Here is a 20,344-nt window from a genome sequence, read left to right as displayed (position 1 = left end):
GGCGAGACTGTCAGCATGAGTGACGAGGACCCGTACCTGTGGCTGGAAGACGTGACCGGCGAAGAAGCGCTGGACTGGGTGCGAGCCCGCAACGCCGAAGCTCTGGAGGAACTGGCGGGCGGCGAGCGATTCGCCGGGATCCGTGACGAGGTCCGCGAGGTCCTCGACGCCGACGACCGGATTCCCTACATCCGGCGCCGCGGCGAGTACCTGTACAACTTCTGGCAGGACTCGGCCAACCCCCGCGGCCTGTGGCGCCGCACCACCCTGGAGCAGTACCGGCTCGACACGCCGGAGTGGGAGCTCCTGCTCGACGTCGACGCGCTGGCCGAGGCCGACGGCGAGAACTGGGTGTGGCAGGGCGCGGCCGTCCTCCGGCCGGGTTACCAGCGCGCGCTGGTCGAACTGTCGCGAGGCGGCGCCGACGCGACCGTGGTCCGCGAGTTCGACCTCGCCGAGCGACGCTTCGTCGAAGACGGGTTCTTCGTGCCCGAGGCCAAGACCCGGATCGGCTGGATCGACCGCGACCGCGTCTACATCGGCACCGACTTCGGGCCCGGGACGCTGACCAGTTCGGGCTATCCGAGGCTGGCGAAGGAATGGCGGCGCGGCACCCCGCTCGAAGAGGCGACGGTGGTCTTCGAGGGCAAGCCCGACGACGTCTCGGTATCCGCGCACCACGACCCGACCGAGGGTTGGGAACGTGACTTCGTCTACCGCTCGATCGACTTCTACCGCACGGAAAGGTATCTCCGGACGTCCGGCGGGCTCGAACGCATCGAGGTCCCCGAAGACGCGCAGACGTCTTCGCACCGAGAGTGGCTGCTGATCCGGCTTCGCTCGGACTGGACCGTCGAAGGCACGACGTACCCCTCCGGCTCCCTGCTCGCCTCCGGGTTCGACGCGTTCATGGCGGGTGAGCGCACCTTCACGACCCTTTTCACCCCGGACGCGCACACGTCGCTGGAGTATTGGGCCTGGACGCACAACCACCTGTTGCTCTCGACGCTGTCCGACGTCCGGACGGAACTACGCGTGCTCACGCCGTCCGACGGCTGGCGCTCGCAGCCGCTCGCCGGCGCCCCGGAACTGGGCACCGCGCAGATCACCGGCACGGACCCCGACGTCAGCGACGAATACCTGCTCGACTCCAGCGGCTACACCCAGCCGTCGACACTGAGCTACGGGCACGTCGGCGGCGACGTCGAGGTCCTCAAGCGCGCCCCCTCGTTCTTCGACAGCGAGGGCATGACGGTCTCCCAGTACTTCGCGACGTCCGAAGACGGCACGAAGATCCCGTACTTCGTCGTACGCCCCTCCGGCGCCGAAGGCGGCCCGACGCTGCTGACCGGCTACGGCGGCTTCGAGGTCTCGCTGACCCCCGGCTACAGCGGAGTCATCGGCCGCGGCTGGCTCTCGCGCGGCGGCACCTACGTCGTCGCGAACATCCGCGGCGGCGGCGAATACGGGCCGGACTGGCACACCTCGGTGACCAAAGCCAAGCGGTACAAGGTCTACGAGGACTTTTCGGCCGTCGCCGCGGACCTCGTCGAACGCGGCATCAGCGAGCCGGCCCGCCTCGGCATCCAGGGCGGCAGCAACGGCGGGCTGCTGATGGGCGTCATGCTGACGCGCTATCCGCACCTGTTCGGCGCGATCGTGAGCCAGGTGCCGCTGCTGGACATGAAGCGGTATCACAAACTCCTCGCGGGCGCGTCGTGGATGGCCGAGTACGGCGACCCCGACGACCCGGCGGAATGGGACTTCATCGGGAAGTACTCGCCGTACCAGAACGTGCGCGGTGATGGCGAGTACCCGCCGGTCCTGTTCGTCACGTCCACCCGGGACGACCGGGTGCATCCCGCCCACGCGCGCAAGATGGTCGCGCGGATGCGGGAGCAGGGACACGACGTGCGGTACCACGAGAACATCGAGGGCGGGCACGGCGCGGCGGCCGACAACGAGCAACTGGCGTTCAAATGGGCGCTGATGCTCGAATTCCTGTGGGAGAAGCTGGCCTGACCTGTCAGGAAAGGGTCGTTCAAGACGTTTTTCGTCCTGAACGACCCTTTCCTGACACTCGGCTCACTCCGCCACCTTCGCCAGCACCACCCCTCCGACGATCAGCGCCATCGCCGCGAACCGCCCGAAGCTGAGCGGGTCCTTGTGGATCACGATGCCGAACACGATCGCGCCCACCGCGCCGATGCCGGTGAACACGGCGTACGCGGTCCCCACCGGGAGCGAGTCCATCGCCTTCGACAGCAGGTAGACCGCGGCGACGCCGAGCACGAAGCACAGCACGGTCGGCCAGAACCGGGTGAAGTTCTCCGTCGGCTTGATGCTCTGCGACCAGGCGACCTCGACGACTCCCGCCAGGAGCAGGATTCCCCAGCCCATCAAGCTTCCCTTCCGGCCGAGGCCAGCTTTTCGGCATCGAGGAGCGCCTGTTCCCGCGACGCGATCCTGTCTGGATCACGCGGGCTCAGCCGCGGGTCGACGAGAGCGTTCGTGAGTTCGGAATGCAGGAACGTGACGTCGTGGACGTCGTAGTGCCCGGCGAAGAAGTCACGCAGGTAGCGCTCGTGATGGTCGACCGGTTCCCGCGGAGTGCCGGGCAGGTACGTGCCACCGCGCGCTCCCGCGACCACGAAAGCCTTGCCCGCCAAGGACATCTTCGGGAACGTCACCTGGTCGATCCACAGTTTGAGCGTCGCGGGGATCGAGAAGTTGTACATCGGCGCCCCGATCAGCACTACGTCGGCGGCGAGCAGTTCGGCCAGCAGCGGCTCGATGATCGCCCAGGCCTCGCGCTGCTCCGGCGTCTTCACCACCGAGGCGTAGCCGGCCGGATCGGTGATCCCGTTCCGGAGGAGCGCGTCGCAGATCTCGGTCCAAGCCTGGCCGATCGGCGGCACCGGATCGGCGGCCACGTCGCGATAGGTGTAGCCGGCGCCCGGGTTCGCGGCACGCCAGATCTCGGCGAAACGAGCACTCAGCTCGCGGGAGAACGACGCGCTGCGGGCACTGGAGTCGAGGTGGAGAAGGTGGCTCATCGGGGCCTCCCGGACCAGGAAGTGGACACGTTGTCCACTTGTTTCGCCGGGTACAAGTGGACGCCGCGTCCGGATATTCCCTAGGCTGCGGGCATGCCGACGGAAGACCTGCTCGCGGGCGACTCGGAACGGGAACGCTCGGACGCCGCCCGCAACCGCGCGAAGATCCTGAAGGCCGCCGAAGAGCTCTTCGCCGCACGTCCGGCCGCGGACGTCACCATGGAGGACATCGCCAAAGCGGCCGGGGTCGGCCGGGCGACGCTGTACCGCCGCTACCCGGACCGCTCCGCGATCGCCGTCGCACTATTGGACGAACACGAGCGAGAACTCCAGGAGCGACTGCTCACCGGCCCTCCTCCGCTGGGCCCCGGCGCGCCGCCCGCCGAGCGGCTGGCCGCGTTCTACGCGGCGATGATCGGGCTGCTCACCAGGCACGCGCATCTCGTCCTCGGCACCGAGATCGGGCATTCGCGGTTCACCAGCGGGCCGTACCGGCTGTGGCGCACCCACGTCCGTCTCCTCGCCGATGAGGCGAACGTGAAGGATCCGGACGCGCTCGCCGACATCCTGCTGGCGCCGCTGGCCGCGGACGTGTTCCTCTACCAAACAGGCGAGCTCGGCCTGAGCGCGAAACGGATCACCGACACGCTGGCCGAGCAGGCACGGCGGGCACTGGCCTGATCAGCAGGCGAGGCCGTCGGCGACGAGCTTCATCACGGCCTGCCAGTGTTCACGCTGCGCGGCGCGCTCTTCGGGTCCGGCGAGCCGCTCCTGATGGAAGACCACGACCGTCTTGTCCGGCCCGGCCGGACGGAGCCCCACCTGGACCGTGCTCTCGTGGTCCCAGTCCTTCGGCCGCCAGGTGAGGCGGATCTTCTCCTGCTCGCGGTAGCCGCGAACCTCACCGACAGTGCCCTCCGCCGTCTCGTACGGCGCGCCCTTCTCCGGCTCCAGCCGCACTTCGCCCAGCCAGGCCGCGAGGCCCGGACCCGAGAGGTAATCCCAAACCTGCGCCAGCGGATACGGCATCGTCTTGGACACGCCGATCTCCCAGCCCGCGTCCTTGGTCTTCCCGATCATCACGCCTCCACCGTAACCGTCTTACCTGGTTTCCGAAACCGACTATAGTGGTTACATGACTCCGGGAACAAGACTGCTCGTCAGCGCCCAGGGTGAGCGCTATCGATTCGATCCGGGCAGCCTCAGCCTCGAACTCATGCTGACCGGCGGTCCCGGCCCGTACGAGCGCTACGAGATCGCGCACACTCCGTCCGATCTGGCCGAGTGGTTCACCGATTCGCGGCTGGCGCTGACCGCTCCCCTGACCGACGTCCGGATCAAACCCGCCGAACTCGCCGCGCTCAAGGAACTCCGGGACACGCTCTACCGCGTCGCGCCCGCCCTCGCCCGCGGCGAAGCGCCGTCGGACGAAGACCTCGCCTTGCTGAACAGCGCGACCGAGGCGACCCCGAGGCCCCTCGTCGACCCGAAGACCCGGCGGCTCGCCTGGGCGCCACCCGTCACCGGGAAGCAACTCCTCGGCGCCGTCGCCCGCGACGCCATCGGACTCGTCGCGGGCGAACGGTCCGGCCGGGTCCGCGAATGTTCCGCGGACGACTGCCACCTGCTGTTCTTCGACACCTCGCGCTCGGGCAACCGCCGCTGGTGCTCGATGGAACGCTGCGGCAACCGCGCCAAGATCCGGGCCTACCGCGCGCGGACCGAGACCGCCTGATCGCTAGGATTCGCGGCGATGCAAGGTGAGGCGAAACTGGAACAGCGCGTCGTGGAGACGGCGGAGAAGCTGCTGTCCAAACGGAAATCGGTGACCGCGCTCGACATCCTGAGCGGCATCGGCTGGCTGCCGGAGAACGTGCTCACAAGCTGGCAGCAGGGCCGGATCCCCGATCTGTCCACGGCCTTGCCGGTGAGCGTGGAGAAACTGAATTTCGCCCTCGGCGCACTTCAAGGGTGGGCGAAGGAAAAGGCCCTCGAAAGCTCCGAGATCGAGCATGTCGGCGCGACCCGCGACCGGGCTGTCCTCCGGGTGACTTCGGGCGAACTGGCCGGCCTCGAACCGCTGTTCCGGACGCAGTGGCTCATGCCGGGACTGTCCGAAGCGAAGCGTGCGCAAGTCCTCGCCCGCCGGCAGAAGGCGCCGGATCTCGTCGTCTCCGTGGCGCTGAAGGATTGGACATGCGCCGACTGCGAGGGCACCGGCGACCTGCTGTTCATGGAGAACGAAAAGCCACACTGCCTCGACTGCGCCGACCTCGGCCACCTGGTCTTCCTGCCCTCGGGCGACACCGCGCTGACCCGCCGGGCCAAGAAGGCGAGCCGGCTTTCCGCCGTCGTCGTCCGCTTCAACCGGTCGAGGAAACGCAGCGAGCGGCAAGGGCTCCTGGTCGAGGACGCGGCGTTGCGCGCCGCTGAGGAACAGTGTCTCGCGGACGAGGACGTCCGGGAACGACGCCGCGGCCGGGATCGTGAGCGGCGCGCCGAGGAAGACGTCGAGTTCACCGCCCGGTTCCACACCGCGATCACGGAGATGTTCCCCGGCTGCCCGCCGGAACGAGCACGCGCCATCGCCGAACACGCAGGCCAGCGCGGCAGCGGCCGGGTGGGCCGCTCCGCCGCCGGCCGGGAACTGGCCGAACGAGCGGTGTTCCTCGCCGTCGTCGCCTCGATCCGGCACCTGGACACCGAGTACGACGACCTCCTCATGGCAGGTGTGGAACGGCAGGCCGCCCGCGACCGCATCCACTCCGCCATCGAAGCCGTGCTGGACCGCTGGCGATCCTGACCGCTGTCACGTTCCGGGCGCGGACCTCACAACAATCCCTGAACACGAGCCCACTCGCCGAATTCGGCGCCGGTGCAAGGTAGCCGCATGCCCGTGTCCCGAACCGAGTCGATCAGATTCCCGGCGGCGACCTCGGTCAACTTCCCGTCCCGGCAAGCCCGCGCCAGGAGCCAGATCGTTCCGTGAACCTCCAGGCCGTACCGCCTGGCCACCCGGATCGCGGCCTGGTCATCGGTTATCGCCGTGCAGCCCGCCAATTCCGCGACCGCGAAAACGCTGGCCTCGCCCCGATCCCGCTCGCCCGCGCCGATCCTCTCCGCCCACTTCACGAAACATTCGAGCTCGCGAATCGTGTCGAGCCGATGCACCTTGATCCATTCGAGCGCCAAAGCATCCTGAAGAGCAGGATGAGTTGCCGAGCCAAGACGCAGTTCCTCGATGACCACGTAAGTTGTACGACATTCGTCGGAGATCAGCAGGTCCCGGAGGAGGTCCAGCCGATCGGCGCGCGCGAAATGGTTCAAGCACATCGCGTCGAGAACCAGGGGACGAGAAGCGGTCACGAGCCGCTACCCGTTTCGACCTCCGGCAGATCCTCGATCTTGATCTCTCCGTGCATGAGCTCGACGGCTCTCGCAGGCGTGACGAAGTGCTGCCGCAAAGCCTCCATCACCGCGTGGGCGTAACTGGGAGGAACCCGTACCCCCTCGAGGTCTGGCTGCGGAACCCATCCGACGGCATCCCTGAGCTCCGCCCTCGTCGGGGCGTCGGCGAACCACTTCGTCACCCGACCCCCGTCGAGCAGCCCGACGTGGCCCGCCTGACGGACGGTAAGCGACCACGAAGTGCGGAAGACCGCGGACAGCTTGATCAGTTCGCCACGCAGATCGCTCTTCGTCACCTGTTCCAGCACGCCGGACGGGAGCAGGAATTCCGCCGCGAACGCGTCGATGACACGTTCCCTGTCTTCGCGAGACGTCGATACGCCGAGATCGGTCGAGTACTCGTCCCCCAGCACCAAGTGCCCCAGCTCGTGGGCGGCGGTCGCCCGGCGCCTGCCCGGGTCAGCCAGCCTGCTGACGACGGACACGCCGAAATCCCCGTCCATCAGCGACGCCCCGTCGCCGGGAAGGTCCGACACGAGGACGTACTGCCCCGCTCGTTCACACTCCGCCATCAGCGTCCGGATCGGCTCTTGTCCGAGACCGTGCCTGCTCCTGAGCCACAAGGCGGCGTCACGTGCATCCTGCGGATCTGTGACGGTTCGGTCGTACACCGCCGCCTTGCGCGGTTTGAGGAGGTCGAGGGAGATGACTTGGCGAAGGTCGTCCAGCCAGGCCGTCAACTTGGCCTCCAGCCGGTAGGAATCCCTGGAGAGGGCACTGTCCGTGTCGTCGACCAGGCTGGTCCGCCGCGACAGCACCGCCGGCTGCTCGCGAAGGAAGTGCCCCATGGGCACCTTCAGCGCGGCAGCCAGCTTCGCCAGCTCGAGCGCATCGATCTGTCGTCCCCCGGACTCGATCTTGGCGATCTTCGTGCGCTCCAAACCGACAGCGCTCGCCAACTCGGCTTGCGACATACCCGCCGCCAGCCTGCTCTCCCGGACGCGCTCGCCCACCTCAGCCCATTCCACCGGACCAGTGTGGTGCGATTTTCGCACATTCGTCAAGTCGGAGGCCTTTCACCTGGCAAAACCGATTGTCCTGACCGCTGTCACGTTCCGGGCGTGGGCCTCGTCCAGTGGGCATGTCCACCGCATATCTCACCCTGGCCATCGTGATGATCGTGCTCAACGCCGGGATCGCCGCCGCCGACTTCGCGCGGGTCCCGTTCGTCCTGAAGAACTCCGCCGAGGTCGACGTGCCTCAGTCCTGGATCCCGCCACTGGCCTCGCTGAAAGCCGCGGGCGCGGCCGGGCTGCTGCTGGGCCTGCTCGGAGTGCCGTACATCGGGACCGCGGCGGCCGCCGGGCTCGTGCTGTTCTACGTCGGCGCCGTCCTCACCCACGTGCGCGCCCGCGTTTTCTACAACATCGCCTTCCCCGGCGGGCTCCTCGCGCTGGCGGTGGCGACCTTCGTCCTCGATCTCGCTCAGACCAGGTAGGGAGCGAAGTGTTCGGCGACGACGTCCGCGACCGCCTCGGCGTCTGCTGAGCCGTCGATTTCCAGCACCCGGACGCCGAGGCGCTTCGCTGTGCGGACGGCGTCTTCGGCGACAAGACGGTCTCGCGCGATCCGGTTGCGTTGCGCGCGTTCGGGATCGCTGACCCGGTGTGCCATCGCGGCGGCCCGCGGCAGCACGCGAAGCTGATGCTCGCGGAAACCGTCGGTGGGCACCATCACGATCATCCGTCGCGGTGAATCCAGGAGAGGCGCGACCAGTTCCGGGCGCAAACCCCAGCCCTCGGCGAGGGTCGGGCGCCCGGAGACCAACGCGCGCAGATCGTCGAGAGCCCATTCGAACCGCAGCGGGAAACCGGCGATCGTGTCGGCGGCCATCCGTTCGGGAGTGGGGTCGACCCAGACGGCGTCGGGGTCCGGATCCGCCGCGGGCAAACCGCTGCGGACGCGGTGGGCCACGCGCCGGTCCTGGTGCGCGCGGGCGTCGTGGAAGTCGTAGTGATACACGGTGATGCCGTGACGACGCGCGAGAAGCTGGGAGACGGTGGACTTTCCCGCCCACTGGCCGCCGCAGATCCAGAGTGCCTGCTTGAGCGTGCCGAACGGGTCGACGATTCCACTGTCAGCGGTCATCAGAGCCTCCTGGCGTCGACAGCGAGCAAGGACCCCTTCGCGAGCAGAACGAGCCTCGAAGGCGCTTGCTCGCGAAGATCTCGGATCCGCTGGGTTATCCGGACGCGCTCGCTCACCGCTCCGGCCAAGTCGATCCGGAACAACAACCCGCCCTCGTCGGCGATCGCGAACCCTCCGTCCACGGAAGCGACCGTGGGGACGAACCGCCGGTCGTGCCGGATCCTCCACTGCTCGGCGCCGTCCGACGCGTCGACCACTGTGTAGCCACCACGCCGCTCGGCCAGCCAGAGCAAGCCGCCACACAGGTCCACCGCTCTGGGCGCCAGAGCGCGCTCGGCACGGACCACTGTCTCGGCTTTCGCCTCGGACAAGGCGATACGTACGACCGCGTGGTCGCCGCACCGCACGAGGACACCACCGTCGTCGTCCGCACGAAAGGCCGGCCCGGTGTCGGGTCCGGCCAGGGGCTCCGGCAAGGACCAGGTGGCCAGTTCCCGGCCGTCACCTCGATCGATCAAACGTACGGAGTCGCCACCCGGCTTCCCGAGAAGGAAACCGGCCTCGGTCGCTGCCGGCCGGACCGTGCTTCCGCACTCTCCCGCCCGCCAACGCAAAGCACCGGTGCGGAGGTCCATTGCGGACAGTGGCGTATAGCCGCGCCAGCCGCCCACCAGCACGAGTTCTTCGTCTACCACGACATGACCGGCGAACGAGCCCGGCTCCGCCTGCCAGACGTCTTCGCCGGTTTCGACGTCAAGGCAGAGCAGCCTGCTGCTGTTCTGCGGAACCACCAAGCAATACGGTTCGTCGATCACGACCGCACGCGGCCATGTCCCGACGGGAACATCCCAACGCACGGAGCCGTCGGCAGGCTCCAGGCCGGCCAATCGCGTACTCCGCTCGTGTACGACCAAGTGGCGTGCGGTGGCCGCCATCGCGGACGGCGAACCGGCTTGACGCAGCGGCCGTTCCCAGCGGACATCGAACACGAGACCAGTTCAGCAGCGGACGGGCCACCGCACAACCGGGTTCACCGGCGCCTGCTCCGGCGAACGACGTCGGTCGTCCACCGAAGCAGGCATCAGGATCAGCTACAGCCGGAGGTCGCTCCGCAGCCTTCACAGGCGTAGCAGGAACCGGCGGGCCGCATCTTGGTGCCGCAGGTCATGCAGAGCGGCGCGTCGGAAGCAGTGCCGAGGTTCAGTTCCACCAGTTCCGCCGTCGAATGCGCCACCTTGGCGGGAGCGCCGGTCGACGAGTCCACAGTGGACCGGAGCGCGTCGAGGTCGACGTTCTCCGGTTCCGCCGCGGGAGCGGCGCCGTAGCTCGCCTCGACCTGTGCCGAACGCTCGTCGGCGGTGAAGATGCCGAGCTGCGAACGCTTCTCGTACGGCAGGTAGTCCAGCGCCAGCCTGCGGAACAGGTAGTCCATGACACTGGTGGCGATCCGGATGTCCGGGTCGTCGGTCATGCCTGCGGGCTCGAAGCGCAGGTTGGAGAACTTCGAAACGTAGAACTCCAGCGGGATCCCGTGCTGCAGGCCGACCGAGATCGACATCGAGAACGCGTCCATCACGCCCGACAGGGTCGAACCCTGCTTGCCGAGCTTCACGAAGATCTCGCCGAGCCCGTCGTCCGGGTATGAACCCGCGTGCAGGTAGCCCTCGGCGCCACCGACGGTGAACGACACCGTCTGGCTCGGGCGCTTCTTCGGCAGGCGTTTGCGGACCGGCCGGTACTCGACGACCTTTTCTGCCTCGGGGGCGGCCTTTTCCTTCTTGCCGGTGGACAGCGGCTGGCCGACCTTGCAGTTGTCGCGGTAGATCGCGAGCGCCTTGAGGCCGTACTTCCAGCCCTGGAAGTAGATCTCCTCGACCTCTTCGACGGTCGCCGACTCCGGCATGTTGACCGTCTTGGAGATCGCGCCGGACAGGAACGGCTGCACCGCGGCCATCATCCGGACGTGCCCCATCGGCGCGATGGACCGCTCCCCCACCGCGCAGTCGAACACTTCGTAGTGCTCCTGGCGCAGGCCGGGAGCGTCGACGACGTGGCCGTGCTGGGCGATGTACTCGACGATCGCTTCGATCTGCTCGCCCTGGTAGCCGAGCGCGGAGAGGGCGCGCGGGACGGTCTGGTTGACGATCTGCATCGAACCGCCGCCGACCAGCTTCTTGAACTTGACCAGCGAGAAGTCCGGCTCGATGCCGGTCGTGTCGCAGTCCATCATGAAACCGATGGTGCCGGTGGGGGCTAGCACCGAGGCCTGCGCGTTGCGCCAGCCGCCAGCCTCGCCCAGTTCGATGCCGCGCTTCCATTCCTGGGTCGCGAGCGCGCGGACCGCGGCGTCGTTCGCGTGGTAGGTCCGCACCAGTTCGTTGGCGGCGGCGTGCTTGCGCATGACCCGCTGGTGCGCCTCGGCGTTGCGCGCGTAGCCCTCGTACGGCCCGACGACCGCGGCGAGTTCGGCGGAACGGCGGTACGAAACGCCGGTCATCAGCGAGGTGATCGCGGCGGCGAGCGCGCGGCCGCCGTCGGAGTCGTACGCGTGCCCGAGCGCCATCAGCAGCGCGCCGAGGTTCGCGTAGCCGATGCCCAGCTGACGGAACTTACGGGTGGTGTCGCCGATCGCCTCGGTCGGGAAGTCGGCGAAGCAGATCGAGATGTCCATGGCGGTGATGACCAGCTCGACGGCCTTCGCGAACAGCGGCGCGTCGAAACCGCCGTCCTCGGTGGCGAACTTGAGCAGGTTCAGCGAGGCCAGGTTGCAGCTGGAGTTGTCCAGGTGCATGTACTCCGAACACGGGTTGGACGCGGTGATCCGGCCCGATTCGGGGCAGGTGTGCCAGTCGTTGATCGTGTCGTCGTACTGCAGCCCCGGATCGGCGCAGTCCCAAGCGGCCTGCGCGATGGTGCGGAACAGCTTCTTGGCGTCGACGCGGTCGATGACCTCACCGCTCGTCCTGGACCGCAGGCCGAAGTCGCCCTGGGTCTCGACGGCCTGCATGAACTCGTCGGAGACACGGACCGAGTTGTTCGCGTTCTGGTACTGCACGGAGGTGATGTCCGAACCGGAGAGGTCCATGTCGAACCCGGCGTCGCGGAGGACCTTGATCTTCTCCTCTTCGCGGGCCTTGGTCCGCACGAACTCCTCGACGTCCGGGTGGTCGACGTCGAGGACGACCATCTTCGCCGCGCGACGGGTGGCGCCACCGGATTTGATGGTGCCCGCGGAGGCGTCGGCGCCGCGCATGAAGGAGACCGGACCGGACGCGGTGCCGCCGGAGGACAGCAGTTCACGCGAAGAACGGATGCGGGAGAGGTTCAGTCCGGCACCGGAGCCGCCCTTGAAGATCAGGCCCTCTTCGCGGTACCAGTTGAGGATCGACTCCATGGTGTCGTCGACCGAGAGGATGAAACACGCCGAGACCTGCTGCTTCGACGTCGTGCCGACGTTGAACCACACCGGCGAGTTGAAGCTGAACACCTGGTGCAGCAGCATCCAGGTCAGCTCGTGCTCGAAGACCTCGGCGTCGGCGGGGGTCGCGAAGTAGCCGTGTTCGCGGCCCGCGTTGACGTAGGAGTGGACGACGCGGTCGATCAGCTGCTTGAGGCTCTGCTCGCGCTGGGCCGAGCCGACGGCGCCACGGAAGTACTTGCTGGTGACGATGTTCGTCGCGTTGACCGACCAGAAGCCGGGGAACTCGACACCGCGTTGCTCGAAATTGACCGTGCCGTCGCGCCAGTTCGTCATCACGACGTCCCGGTTCTCCCAGGTGACCTGGTCGTACGGGTGGACGCCCTCGGTGGTGAAGACCCGGCGCACGGTGAGCCCGCCCGCCTGCTTCTTCTTCCCACTCGTCCGCGCTGTGGCCGGGTTGCCTGTTCCCACGGTCTCGGTCATGGGTTTTTCCCTCACTCCCACGCGGGAGGCGGCTTCAGCCGTCTTTCGCGTCTTGATCGCTCTCGTCCGGTGTGGCAGCCATGGCTTCACGGAGGTCCGAGATCTCCTTCTCGAAGTCCTCGACCGAGGAGAAGGAGCGGTAGACACTGGCGAACCGGAGATAGGCGACACCGTCGAGTTCGCGCAGGGGGCCCAGGATCGCCAGACCGACCTCGTGACTCGGGATCTCCGCCAGCCCCGCCGACCGGATCGACTCCTCGACCCGCTGCGCCAGCTGCTGCAGCGCGTCGTCGTCGACCGGCCTGCCCTGGCAGGCGCGGCGCACCCCCCGGACCACCTTGTCCCGGCTGAACTGCTCGGTGACCCCGGATCGTTTGACGACGGCGAGCACCATCGTCTCCGACGTGGTGAAGCGACGGCCGCAAGCGGCGCACGAGCGCCTCCGCCGGATCGCTTGACCCTCATCCACCTCTCGGGAGTCGACGACCCGAGAGTCCGCATGCCGGCAGAACGGGCACCTCATCCGCCGATCACCTTCCCCTCCGCGCCGGCCGGTCCCGAGTGGATATCCGCCCCCGTCGCCACGCAACGACGGGAAAGATCGACATGTGGATCGATCTGTGGACATCCGGTGGGTGAACACCGGCCAGCTGTGGACAACTGGTACCGAGTCTACCCCAAGCTATGGACCAACTACAGCCATGTAACTACTACATATAGCGGTGGAGACTAGATCGCAGGTCGGACGCACGCAAGCGCAACGGCCAGGTCGATCGGACACGAACGGGGGGGCTCACCCACAGCGGGTGAGAGCGGCCCTCCGGATCACCTCCCACCCTCCGCGACCTCGGCCGCGACCGGGACCGTGAGCGGCAGTCCGGGCACGAGAACGGCGTTTTCCAGGGAGTTGAGCTCCTTGATCTTGGCCACGACCGCGCCGGTGTCACTGCCTGGCGCGAATCGCGTCGCGAGATCCGTCAGCGTCTCCCCCGTCGAAACGGACACCGTGGTGGTCCGTTCGGGTACGGCGGCCCCCGGAACACCGGCCAAGAACAGACCCGAACCGGTGATGACGCCGGCGACGAGCAAGGCCATCGCGACGAGCGACGGCCACCTGAGCGGAAGCCGCCTCGGCGCCGGGCACGCCGGGGAGGCGGTGGCGACACCGGGGCGACGGCCCGCCACGACCCGTGACCTGGTCGGCGGACGCAAAGGTTCGGCGCGCCTGCCCCGAACCACCCGAACGGGCCTGGTCAACCCTGCCGGAACGGGCCCGGGGGAACTGGGCCGCGCCAGTCCTCGATCGGCCAGAATCGACATAGGAACCTCCTCGCAAGTCCTGCTGCGCTCGGCGCCGGGCCGCGGCCCGGCGATCAAGGTCGAACAGGCGTTCTATCGAACGCCCGTGCGAATGTGTACCACCTACCCCCGACAAAAATCGAGCGACACGGCGTGTCCATCGAACAGATGTTTGAAATCGTCGTCCCGGCGGGCTAACGTCGTTGACCAGGGCGTCTGCTGCGCGGACGCCGCCGGTGCCGTGGGCGGGAAGATCGTCCGCCACCGGCGAAGACATGCGAAGTCGGTCCGGGCGACCGGACGTACTGGGAGGCGACGCAGGAGATGAAGGAGCGATACGGTGGCTAAGGAGAGCAAGGCGGGGAACGCGCCTAGGGGCTCGGGTAAGGTGCGCGCCTTGCCCGAGGTCTACGAGGTGGACGAGACCCTGACCGTGCGGCAGCAGCAGGTGCTCGACGTGATCAAGCTGTGGGTGAGCCGGTTCGGCTACCCGCCGAGTGTGCGTGAGATCGGCGAGGCGGTCGGTTTGACCTCCACCTCTTCGGTGTCGCACCAGTTGCAGGCCCTGCAGCGCAAGGGTTATCTGCGACGCGATCCGAACCGTCCGCGTGCGGTGGGCGTGCTCGCCGCGACGGACGACAACCCGATGGGCATCGACGTCGAGCAGCCGCAGTCGGCCGCGAAGGCCGCGTATGTGCCGCTCGTCGGCCGGATCGCGGCCGGTGGGCCGGTGCTGGCGGAGCAGGCGATCGAAGACGTCTTCCCGCTACCGCGGGAGATCGTCGGTGAGGGTGAGCTCTTCCTGCTCAGCGTCACCGGTGACTCGATGATCAACGCCGCCATCACCGACGGCGACTGGGTCGTCGTGCGCCAGCAGCCCACGGCCGACCCCGGCGAGATCGTGGCCGCGATGATCGACGGCGAGGCGACGGTCAAGACGTTCAAGCGCAAGGACGGCCACATCTGGCTGATGCCGCACAACGAGGCGTACGAACCCATCCCGGGTGACGACGCCACGATCCTCGGCAAGGTCGTCGCCGTTCTTCGCAGGCTGTAGCCCGGAGCCGGAGCAAGTCGGGATCCCGGGTCGCGGAGACCCGGGTCAGACTCGGCAAGCTTCGGTCAGGCTCGCCGTTTGCGGAGCCTGCCGACCAGCAGGAAGCCGCCGATCACGACGATCGCGGCGATACCGACCTGCACGTAGGGGAAGTCGGTTCCCTGGCCCGTGCCACCGGCCGCGGCCGTCCCACCCGACGTGCTGCCCTCGGATTTGGCCGCGTCCACGGCGAGTGCCGCCGCGCCCTTCACCGCACGGATCTGCTCTCCGACGCCCTCCCCGCCGGACAACAGGGTCCCGTCCGGATCGAAGGCGAGCGCCTCGCCCTGTTTCTCGTTCGGCAGCGGCACCCGCACGGGCTCGCGCTGCAGCGCGCTCTTCAGGTCTCCGTCGGTGACGGCGTAGAGATAAGCGTCGGTGTAGGTGCGCAACGCGACCACCGAGCCGTCGGCCATCGACGCCGCGCCGGTCACCGTCATCGAACCGATCGATCCGGCGGGCCCGCCCTGCGTCGAGGTCTCCTTGATCTGCAGTGAGCCCACGTTCTCCAGCGGAGTCGGACCGGGACTGGCGAGCGGCCCTGTCGGCCGGTACACCTTGGAGCTGCCGAAGAGGTCCTTGGTGATCAGGTACGGCGTGCCCGAACGGTCCATGATCAGCGCTTCGACGTCGTGCTGCCCGTCGGGATAGGTGAGCCGGTGCAACGTCGCCTTGCCTTGCGGGGTCAGCGAGATCAGCGCGACCGTGTCCCGCCGCTTGCGGTTGTCACCGGTGTCGGAAAGCCAGAAGGTGCCGTCGGCGGTGCGGGCGAGATCCTCGGGGTCGTACGGGTCCGTCGCGGCCGAGATGACCTTCTGGACCTTGCAATCGCGGCCGAGGACGAAGACCTGCGTCTTGGTGCCGCCGTCGTTGAGGGCGTAGAGATGCTCGCCATCGGAAACGAGGCCGGAAAGCTCGCTGAGCCGGGAATCGCTGTTCTTGCACACCGGCTGCGGAGCCGGGACCTCCTGCGCCACGGCGGGTGTCGTCCCGCCGATGAACGCCGCCAGCACGACCGCGGTCGCGACAATCCCCCGCACATCCACCTCCTTACCGTGGAACCCCTGAAGCCCCACACTACGGAGACGTCCGGGACGGCGCGCAGTTCGGTCGGAACGCCGAGATGGGGCGGAATGTCGCGAAGGCCACTTTCAGCGGCGAGCATCGGTGCCCCGAATGTGGCATTGGGGTCACCCGACGTCCCCAATGCCACATTCGGGGCGCCTTTACCGACCGGTGCTCCCGCCGGAGGCTTGCGCACGCAGAACGCAGTGAAGGCCCCCTTCACTGCGTCTAACGCAGTGAAGGGGGCCTTCACGTACTTGCTTACTTACAGAGCCGAGCCGTTCGTCTGGAAGTCGCTCAGCGCCGCGGCCAGTTCGGGCCTGCCGCGGACGACCAGGCGCGTACCGGTCTCGACGTGCTCTTCCTCCAGCACCTCGCCGTCGGCGTGGGCGCGAGAGACGAGTTCGCCTCGCGAGTACGGGATCAGCACCTCGACCAGGATCTCCGGCCTCGGCAACCGCTCCGCGATCACCTCGGCCAGCTCCGTGATCCCGGCGCCGGTCCGCGCCGACACCTGCACCGATCCGGCCATCTGGTGCCGCAACCGGGCCAGCGACACCTCGTCGGCGGCGTCGGCCTTGTTGATCACCAGCAGCTCCGGCGGGAGCGGCTCGGAACGGCGCTTCGTGATCTCGGCGAGCACTTCGCGCACCGCGTTGACCTGCTCTTCCGGCGTCGGGTCGGCACCGTCGACGACGTGGACGAGCAGGTCGGCGCTGGCCGCCTCCTCCAGCGTCGACCGGAACGCGTCCACCAGCTGGTGCGGCAGGTGCCGGACGAAACCGACGGTGTCGGTCAGCGTGTAGGTACGGCCGTCGGGGGTCTGCGCTCGCCGCGTCGTCGGATCCAGTGTGGCGAACAGCGCGTCCTCGACCAGCACCCCGGCGCCGGTCAGCGCGTTGAGCAGGCTCGACTTGCCGGCGTTGGTGTAGCCGACGATCGCGACGCTCGGCACCTCGTTGGCCACCCGGCGACCGCGTTTGGTCTCGCGGATGGTGTCCATCGCGGCGATTTCGCGGCGCAGCTTCGACACGCGCTTGCTGATCCGCCGCCGGTCGGTTTCGAGCTTCGTCTCACCGGGACCGCGCAGACCGACGCCACCGTTGGCGCCGCCCGCCCGGCCACCGGCCTGCCGGGACAGCGCCGCACCCCACCCGCGAAGCCGCGGGATCAGGTACTGCAGCTGGGCCAGCTCGACCTGTGCCTTGCCCTCCTTGGAGCGGGCGTGCTGCGCGAAGATGTCGAGGATCAGGGCGGTGCGGTCGATGACCTTCACCTTGACCTTCTCCTCCAGCTGGCGCAGCTGGCCCGGCGAAAGCTCGCCGTCGCAGATCACCGTGTCGGCACCAGTGGCCGCCACGATCTCACGCAGTTCCTTGACCTTGCCCGAGCCGATGTAGGTGGCGGGATCCGGGCGGATCCGCCGCTGCACCAGGCCTTCCAGCACCTCGGAGCCCGCCGTTTCGGCGAGCCGGGCGAGTTCGGCGAGCGAGGCCTCGGACTGGAGGGCGCTGCCCTCGGTCCACACACCGACCAGAACGACGCGCTCCAGGCGCAACTGCCGGTATTCGACCTCGGTGACATCCGCGAGTTCGGTGGACAGGCCCGCTACCCGGCGGAGCGAGGCGCGGTCCTCGAGCTCCAATTCGCCGGTCGATGGGTCCAGGTCGTTCAGATCGTTGTGTGTCAGTTCCGTCATCGTGCCTCCATGGTCCCACGTTTCGACGGCGGGACCGAATTCATTACTTGCTGGGATACTTCGACAGGTAGATGGCCGTGCGTTTCGCTTCCGGGTCGACCGGCCGGGAGATGAAGTCGTCGACGAGCTCCATGAGCCGTGCTTCGAACTCCGTGATCTGCTCGTCCGGTACCTGGACGACGATGCGCGTCTGCTGCACCTCGTCGAATCCCACGTCGGCGATCTCGGCCAGGTAGGCCTCGAAGATCGCCTGATCGATCCCCCTGTCGCGGGAATCAAGATGCCAGGACAACCCGGTCGAGCGATAGGGAATTTCTTTCGCGCCGCGCGTGCCGCGTCTCGGCGGGAGCGCTTCGAGGAACCCGGTGTCGACGAGTTTGCGCACGTGGTGCAGCGTCGTCGCGGGGTCGCGATCGAGCCGTTCGGCGAGTTCCTTGTTGGTCAGCGCCTCTGAATAGGTCAACCGGATGATGCGCAGCCTTATTCCGGAAGCCATGGCGGCGATCTCGGCCTCGGTGGCGGCACGTCGTGGTGTGGGCACGGGGACAGCCTAGAGCCGAAAGTGATTGACACTTTCCAATCACTCGGGCCAAGGTGGCGTCGTGCGCAGAGACTCCCTCTTCTTCCACGCGGACTTCCGGCGGCTCTGGGCGGGCGATACGGCCAGCCAGGTGGGCGCCTTCGCCGGTCACACCGTGATTCCCCTGCTCGCGGCCACCGTGCTGGCCGCGACACCGTTCCAGATGGGGCTGCTGACCGCGGCCGAGACGATCGCGTTCCTGATCATCGGGCTGCCCGCCGGCGTATGGGTGGACCGCATGCGGCGGCGGGCGCTGATGCTGCGGGCCGACTTCGTCCGCGCCACGCTGCTGCTCACCATTCCGCTCGCCTGGTGGGCAGACGTCCTGTCGCTGACGCAGTTGATCGTGGTCGCCACGCTCGTCGGCGTCGCGACGGTGTTCTTCGACGTCGCCTACCAGTCGTATCTGCCGTCACTGGTCGGCCGGGAACATCTGCTCGAAGGCAACGCGAAACTCCAGGCCAGCCAGTCGGTGGCGTTCCTGACCGGACCCGGCATCGGCGGCGGGCTGGTCCAGCTCGCGGGCGCGGCCAACGCCGTGCTGATGACCGGGGTGGGTTTCCTGACCTCCGCGCTGTGCCTGCTGCGGATCCGTACCGTCGAAGAGGTTCCCGAGCAGCATGAAGACGCGAAACTGCTCCCCCAGATCGTCGAAGGACTGCGGTTCGTGTTCACCGACGCGGCCCTGCGCTCGATCGTCGCCTGCACCGCGACGGCAAATCTGGCCAACGGCGCCTTCACCACCGTGCAGATCCTGTTCCTGAACCGGGAACTGGGCCTGTCGCCGGCGGCCATCGGTCTCGTACTGGCGACCGGCGGCGTGGGCGGGATCCTCGGGGCGATCCTGGCCGGACGCATCACCCGGCGGATCGGGCAAGCCCGCTCGATCTGGTTCGTCCCCCTGCTGACCTGGCCGTTCCAGTTGCTGCTCCCGCTCGCCGCGCCGGGCTGGCGGATCGTGCTGTTCCCCGCGGCGCTGGCGATCGCGGGGTTCGGGATCATCGTCTACAACGTCGCGCAGGTGTCCTACCGGCAGGCCGTCTGCCCGGACCGGCTGCTCGGCCGCATGAACGCCAGTGTGCGCTTCGTGGTGTGGGGCATGCTGCCGCTGGGCGGACTGGTCGGCGGTGTCCTGGGTGAGACGATCGGGATCCGGGGAACGCTGTGGTTCGCCGCGGTCGGCGAGGCGGCAGCGGTGTTGTGGGTGGTCTTCTCGCCGATCCGGAAACTTCGTGATCTGCCGCGCGAACCGATCGCGGTGGGCTAGACGAGCCCGGCCCACCAGGTTTCGTCGAGTTCGCCGCGCGCGACGATCTCCGCCGGTCCGGTGAGCGTGGAACCGCCGCGGCGCACCTCGACCACCACGCGTCCGCCGGGAATGTCGACGGTCGCTTCGCCGGTGTCGGTGCCCGCGAGGTGCAGGGCGGCGGCGACCGCGGCGACCGTGCCGGTGCCGCAGGACCGCGTCTCGCCGACGCCGCGTTCGTGGACGCGCATCTTCAGCGCGTCTTCGCCCAGCAGGTTGATGAACTCGAGGTTCACGCCTTCCGGGAACACGTCGGAGTCGAAGTCGGGCTGGTCGCGCAGGTCGAGCACGTCGACGTCGTCCTCGACGACCGACACCAGATGCGGGTTGCCGACGTTCACCGCGACACCGGAGAACGGCTGCCCGGCGACCACGGTGACCGAGGTGCCGGTGATGGTCGCCGGCCCCATCTGCACGGTCACCGAACCGTCCGCGTGCATCTGGACCGGCCTGTCGCCGGCGCGGGTCCCGATGACGAAGTCGCGCTCGGTCACCAGCCCGGAGTCGACCAGGTGGCGCACGAAGACCCGGACGCCGTTGCCGCACATCTCCGCGATGGAACCGTCGGCGTTGCGGTAGTCCATGAACCATTCGCCGCCGGACTCGACATCCAGTGCGGACGAACGCACGATCCGGAGCACACCGTCGGCCCCGAGACCGCGCTGACGGTCGCACAGCGCCGCCACTCGCGCTTCGGTCAGCTCGAGGCGGCCGTCGGGGTCGGGAAGCAGCACGAAATCGTTCTGTGTGCCGTGTCCCTTAAGGAATTCGATGCCGCCCATG

At 68.1% G+C, this 20,344-nt stretch carries 21 protein-coding genes; 7 read left to right on the top strand and 14 right to left on the bottom strand.

All coding sequences use genetic code 11. The features are described 5' to 3' along the window. The first annotated feature begins 15 nt into the window (after positions 1-15). Positions 16-2,022, top strand: a complete 2,007-nt coding sequence (locus DMH03_RS19770; RefSeq protein WP_125793475.1) for a prolyl oligopeptidase family protein — start codon at positions 16-18, stop codon at positions 2,020-2,022. A gap of 63 nt (positions 2,023-2,085) precedes the next feature. On the opposite strand, the gene DMH03_RS19765 is transcribed toward DMH03_RS19770, so the two are convergent. Next, positions 2,086-2,400: a multidrug efflux SMR transporter gene (locus DMH03_RS19765; protein WP_125785387.1), complete on the bottom strand. Its 315-nt coding sequence runs from the start codon at positions 2,398-2,400 to the stop codon at positions 2,086-2,088. After that, a complete protein-coding gene (locus DMH03_RS19760) occupies positions 2,400-3,056 on the bottom strand; it encodes an FMN-dependent NADH-azoreductase (RefSeq protein ID WP_125793474.1) in 657 nt (218 codons plus the stop codon). Before DMH03_RS19760 ends, DMH03_RS19765 begins: the two co-directional genes overlap by 1 nt. A gap of 93 nt (positions 3,057-3,149) precedes the next feature. On the opposite strand from DMH03_RS19760, the gene DMH03_RS19755 reads away from it, so the two are divergent. After that, positions 3,150-3,737: a TetR/AcrR family transcriptional regulator gene (locus DMH03_RS19755; RefSeq protein WP_125793473.1), complete on the top strand. Its 588-nt coding sequence runs from the start codon at positions 3,150-3,152 to the stop codon at positions 3,735-3,737. Here the strand turns inward: DMH03_RS19755 and DMH03_RS19750 are convergent, their stop codons facing one another. Then, a complete protein-coding gene (locus tag DMH03_RS19750; protein ID WP_125793989.1) occupies positions 3,738-4,136 on the bottom strand; it encodes an SRPBCC domain-containing protein in 399 nt (132 codons plus the stop codon). It lies immediately after the preceding gene. A 55-nt stretch (positions 4,137-4,191) separates the two neighbouring features. Here DMH03_RS19750 and DMH03_RS19745 point away from each other — a divergent pair, with 55 nt between their 5' ends. Both DMH03_RS19745 and DMH03_RS19740 read left to right on the top strand, forming a co-directional pair. Continuing rightward, positions 4,192-4,791 carry an ABATE domain-containing protein gene (locus DMH03_RS19745; protein ID WP_125793472.1) on the top strand — a complete coding sequence of 200 codons (600 nt, stop codon included), beginning with the start codon at positions 4,192-4,194 and terminating at the stop codon, positions 4,789-4,791. An 18-nt stretch (positions 4,792-4,809) separates the two neighbouring features. After that, positions 4,810-5,859: a DUF2293 domain-containing protein gene (locus DMH03_RS19740; RefSeq protein WP_125793471.1), complete on the top strand. Its 1,050-nt coding sequence runs from the start codon at positions 4,810-4,812 to the stop codon at positions 5,857-5,859. Between the two features lie 26 nt (positions 5,860-5,885). Here the strand turns inward: DMH03_RS19740 and DMH03_RS19735 are convergent, their stop codons facing one another. Both DMH03_RS19735 and DMH03_RS19730 read right to left on the bottom strand, forming a co-directional pair. Continuing rightward, positions 5,886-6,422: a hypothetical protein gene (locus DMH03_RS19735; RefSeq protein WP_125793470.1), complete on the bottom strand. Its 537-nt coding sequence runs from the start codon at positions 6,420-6,422 to the stop codon at positions 5,886-5,888. Continuing rightward, entirely contained in the window at positions 6,419-7,492 is a 1,074-nt protein-coding gene (locus DMH03_RS19730; protein WP_199748940.1) for an XRE family transcriptional regulator, read from the bottom strand. The genes DMH03_RS19735 and DMH03_RS19730 overlap by 4 nt, the downstream gene beginning before the upstream one ends. A gap of 113 nt (positions 7,493-7,605) precedes the next feature. Between DMH03_RS19730 and DMH03_RS19725 the strand changes: the two genes are divergently transcribed. Then, complete coding sequence (locus tag DMH03_RS19725) at positions 7,606-7,962, top strand: DoxX family protein (protein ID WP_125793469.1); 357 nt, start codon at positions 7,606-7,608, stop codon at positions 7,960-7,962. On the opposite strand, the gene DMH03_RS19720 is transcribed toward DMH03_RS19725, so the two are convergent. The 5 genes from DMH03_RS19720 to DMH03_RS19700 form a co-directional block, all read right to left on the bottom strand. Then, on the bottom strand, positions 7,950-8,612 hold the full coding sequence (locus tag DMH03_RS19720) for a hypothetical protein (RefSeq protein ID WP_125793468.1): 663 nt from the start codon (positions 8,610-8,612) through the stop codon (positions 7,950-7,952). The two genes, DMH03_RS19725 and DMH03_RS19720, sit on opposite strands and share 13 nt — an antisense overlap. Further along, entirely contained in the window at positions 8,612-9,601 is a 990-nt protein-coding gene (locus DMH03_RS19715) for a PQQ-binding-like beta-propeller repeat protein (RefSeq protein ID WP_125793467.1), read from the bottom strand. The genes DMH03_RS19720 and DMH03_RS19715 overlap by 1 nt, the downstream gene beginning before the upstream one ends. A 98-nt stretch (positions 9,602-9,699) precedes the next feature. Next, positions 9,700-12,516: a vitamin B12-dependent ribonucleotide reductase gene (locus DMH03_RS19710; protein WP_125793466.1), complete on the bottom strand. Its 2,817-nt coding sequence runs from the start codon at positions 12,514-12,516 to the stop codon at positions 9,700-9,702. Between the two features lie 34 nt (positions 12,517-12,550). After that, positions 12,551-13,039, bottom strand: a complete 489-nt coding sequence (gene nrdR / locus DMH03_RS19705; RefSeq protein WP_034311932.1) for a transcriptional regulator NrdR — start codon at positions 13,037-13,039, stop codon at positions 12,551-12,553. Positions 13,040-13,341: 302 nt separating this feature from the next. Further along, on the bottom strand, positions 13,342-13,701 hold the full coding sequence (locus DMH03_RS19700; protein ID WP_233611562.1) for a LysM peptidoglycan-binding domain-containing protein: 360 nt from the start codon (positions 13,699-13,701) through the stop codon (positions 13,342-13,344). 454 nt (positions 13,702-14,155) lie between these two features. Between DMH03_RS19700 and lexA the strand changes: the two genes are divergently transcribed. Further along, complete coding sequence (gene lexA, locus DMH03_RS19695) at positions 14,156-14,872, top strand: transcriptional repressor LexA (RefSeq protein ID WP_125785377.1); 717 nt, start codon at positions 14,156-14,158, stop codon at positions 14,870-14,872. A 65-nt stretch (positions 14,873-14,937) separates the two neighbouring features. Here the strand turns inward: lexA and DMH03_RS19690 are convergent, their stop codons facing one another. The 3 genes from DMH03_RS19690 to DMH03_RS19680 form a co-directional block, all read right to left on the bottom strand. Further along, positions 14,938-15,951 (bottom strand): hypothetical protein, encoded by a 1,014-nt coding sequence (locus DMH03_RS19690; protein ID WP_125793465.1) that lies wholly within the window; start codon positions 15,949-15,951, stop codon positions 14,938-14,940. A 290-nt stretch (positions 15,952-16,241) separates the two neighbouring features. Next, the gene (hflX, locus tag DMH03_RS19685) at positions 16,242-17,675 is read right to left on the bottom strand and encodes a GTPase HflX (RefSeq protein WP_125793464.1); all 1,434 of its coding nucleotides are present in this window, start codon (positions 17,673-17,675) and stop codon (positions 16,242-16,244) included. Between the two features lie 43 nt (positions 17,676-17,718). Next, positions 17,719-18,216: a transcriptional regulator gene (locus tag DMH03_RS19680; RefSeq protein WP_125793463.1), complete on the bottom strand. Its 498-nt coding sequence runs from the start codon at positions 18,214-18,216 to the stop codon at positions 17,719-17,721. A gap of 61 nt (positions 18,217-18,277) precedes the next feature. Between DMH03_RS19680 and DMH03_RS19675 the strand changes: the two genes are divergently transcribed. After that, on the top strand, positions 18,278-19,522 hold the full coding sequence (locus DMH03_RS19675; protein WP_125793462.1) for an MFS transporter: 1,245 nt from the start codon (positions 18,278-18,280) through the stop codon (positions 19,520-19,522). On the opposite strand, the gene dapF is transcribed toward DMH03_RS19675, so the two are convergent. Next, positions 19,519-20,343 (bottom strand): diaminopimelate epimerase, encoded by an 825-nt coding sequence (gene dapF / locus DMH03_RS19670; RefSeq protein WP_125793461.1) that lies wholly within the window; start codon positions 20,341-20,343, stop codon positions 19,519-19,521. The genes DMH03_RS19675 and dapF overlap by 4 nt on opposite strands. Between the last annotated feature and the right edge of the window lies 1 nt (position 20,344).

Origin of the sequence: Amycolatopsis sp. WAC 01376 (assembly GCF_003947415.1) — a bacterium.
Classification (GTDB): Bacteria; Actinomycetota; Actinomycetes; order Mycobacteriales; family Pseudonocardiaceae; genus Amycolatopsis.
The sequence above is the reverse complement of the archived record's forward strand: the minus strand, read 5'-3'. Positions and strand labels throughout refer to the sequence as shown.

What these genes read in the sequence shown, in the direction of transcription:
- DMH03_RS19740 (WP_125793471.1), top strand. Translation starts at nt 4,810, where the DNA reads ATGCAAGGTGAGGCGAAACTGGAACAGCGCGTCGTGGAGACGGCGGAG.
- DMH03_RS19710 (WP_125793466.1), bottom strand. Translation starts at nt 12,516, where the DNA reads ATGACCGAGACCGTGGGAACAGGCAACCCGGCCACAGCGCGGACGAGT.
- DMH03_RS19725 (WP_125793469.1), top strand. Translation starts at nt 7,606, where the DNA reads ATGTCCACCGCATATCTCACCCTGGCCATCGTGATGATCGTGCTCAAC.
- DMH03_RS19770 (WP_125793475.1), top strand. Translation starts at nt 16, where the DNA reads ATGAGTGACGAGGACCCGTACCTGTGGCTGGAAGACGTGACCGGCGAA.
- DMH03_RS19720 (WP_125793468.1), bottom strand. Translation starts at nt 8,612, where the DNA reads ATGACCGCTGACAGTGGAATCGTCGACCCGTTCGGCACGCTCAAGCAG.
- DMH03_RS19755 (WP_125793473.1), top strand. Translation starts at nt 3,150, where the DNA reads ATGCCGACGGAAGACCTGCTCGCGGGCGACTCGGAACGGGAACGCTCG.
- DMH03_RS19745 (WP_125793472.1), top strand. Translation starts at nt 4,192, where the DNA reads ATGACTCCGGGAACAAGACTGCTCGTCAGCGCCCAGGGTGAGCGCTAT.
- DMH03_RS19760 (WP_125793474.1), bottom strand. Translation starts at nt 3,056, where the DNA reads ATGAGCCACCTTCTCCACCTCGACTCCAGTGCCCGCAGCGCGTCGTTC.
- DMH03_RS19750 (WP_125793989.1), bottom strand. Translation starts at nt 4,136, where the DNA reads ATGATCGGGAAGACCAAGGACGCGGGCTGGGAGATCGGCGTGTCCAAG.
- hflX (WP_125793464.1), bottom strand. Translation starts at nt 17,675, where the DNA reads ATGACGGAACTGACACACAACGATCTGAACGACCTGGACCCATCGACC.
- DMH03_RS19765 (WP_125785387.1), bottom strand. Translation starts at nt 2,400, where the DNA reads ATGGGCTGGGGAATCCTGCTCCTGGCGGGAGTCGTCGAGGTCGCCTGG.
- dapF (WP_125793461.1), bottom strand. Translation starts at nt 20,343, where the DNA reads ATGGGCGGCATCGAATTCCTTAAGGGACACGGCACACAGAACGATTTC.
- nrdR (WP_034311932.1), bottom strand. Translation starts at nt 13,039, where the DNA reads ATGAGGTGCCCGTTCTGCCGGCATGCGGACTCTCGGGTCGTCGACTCC.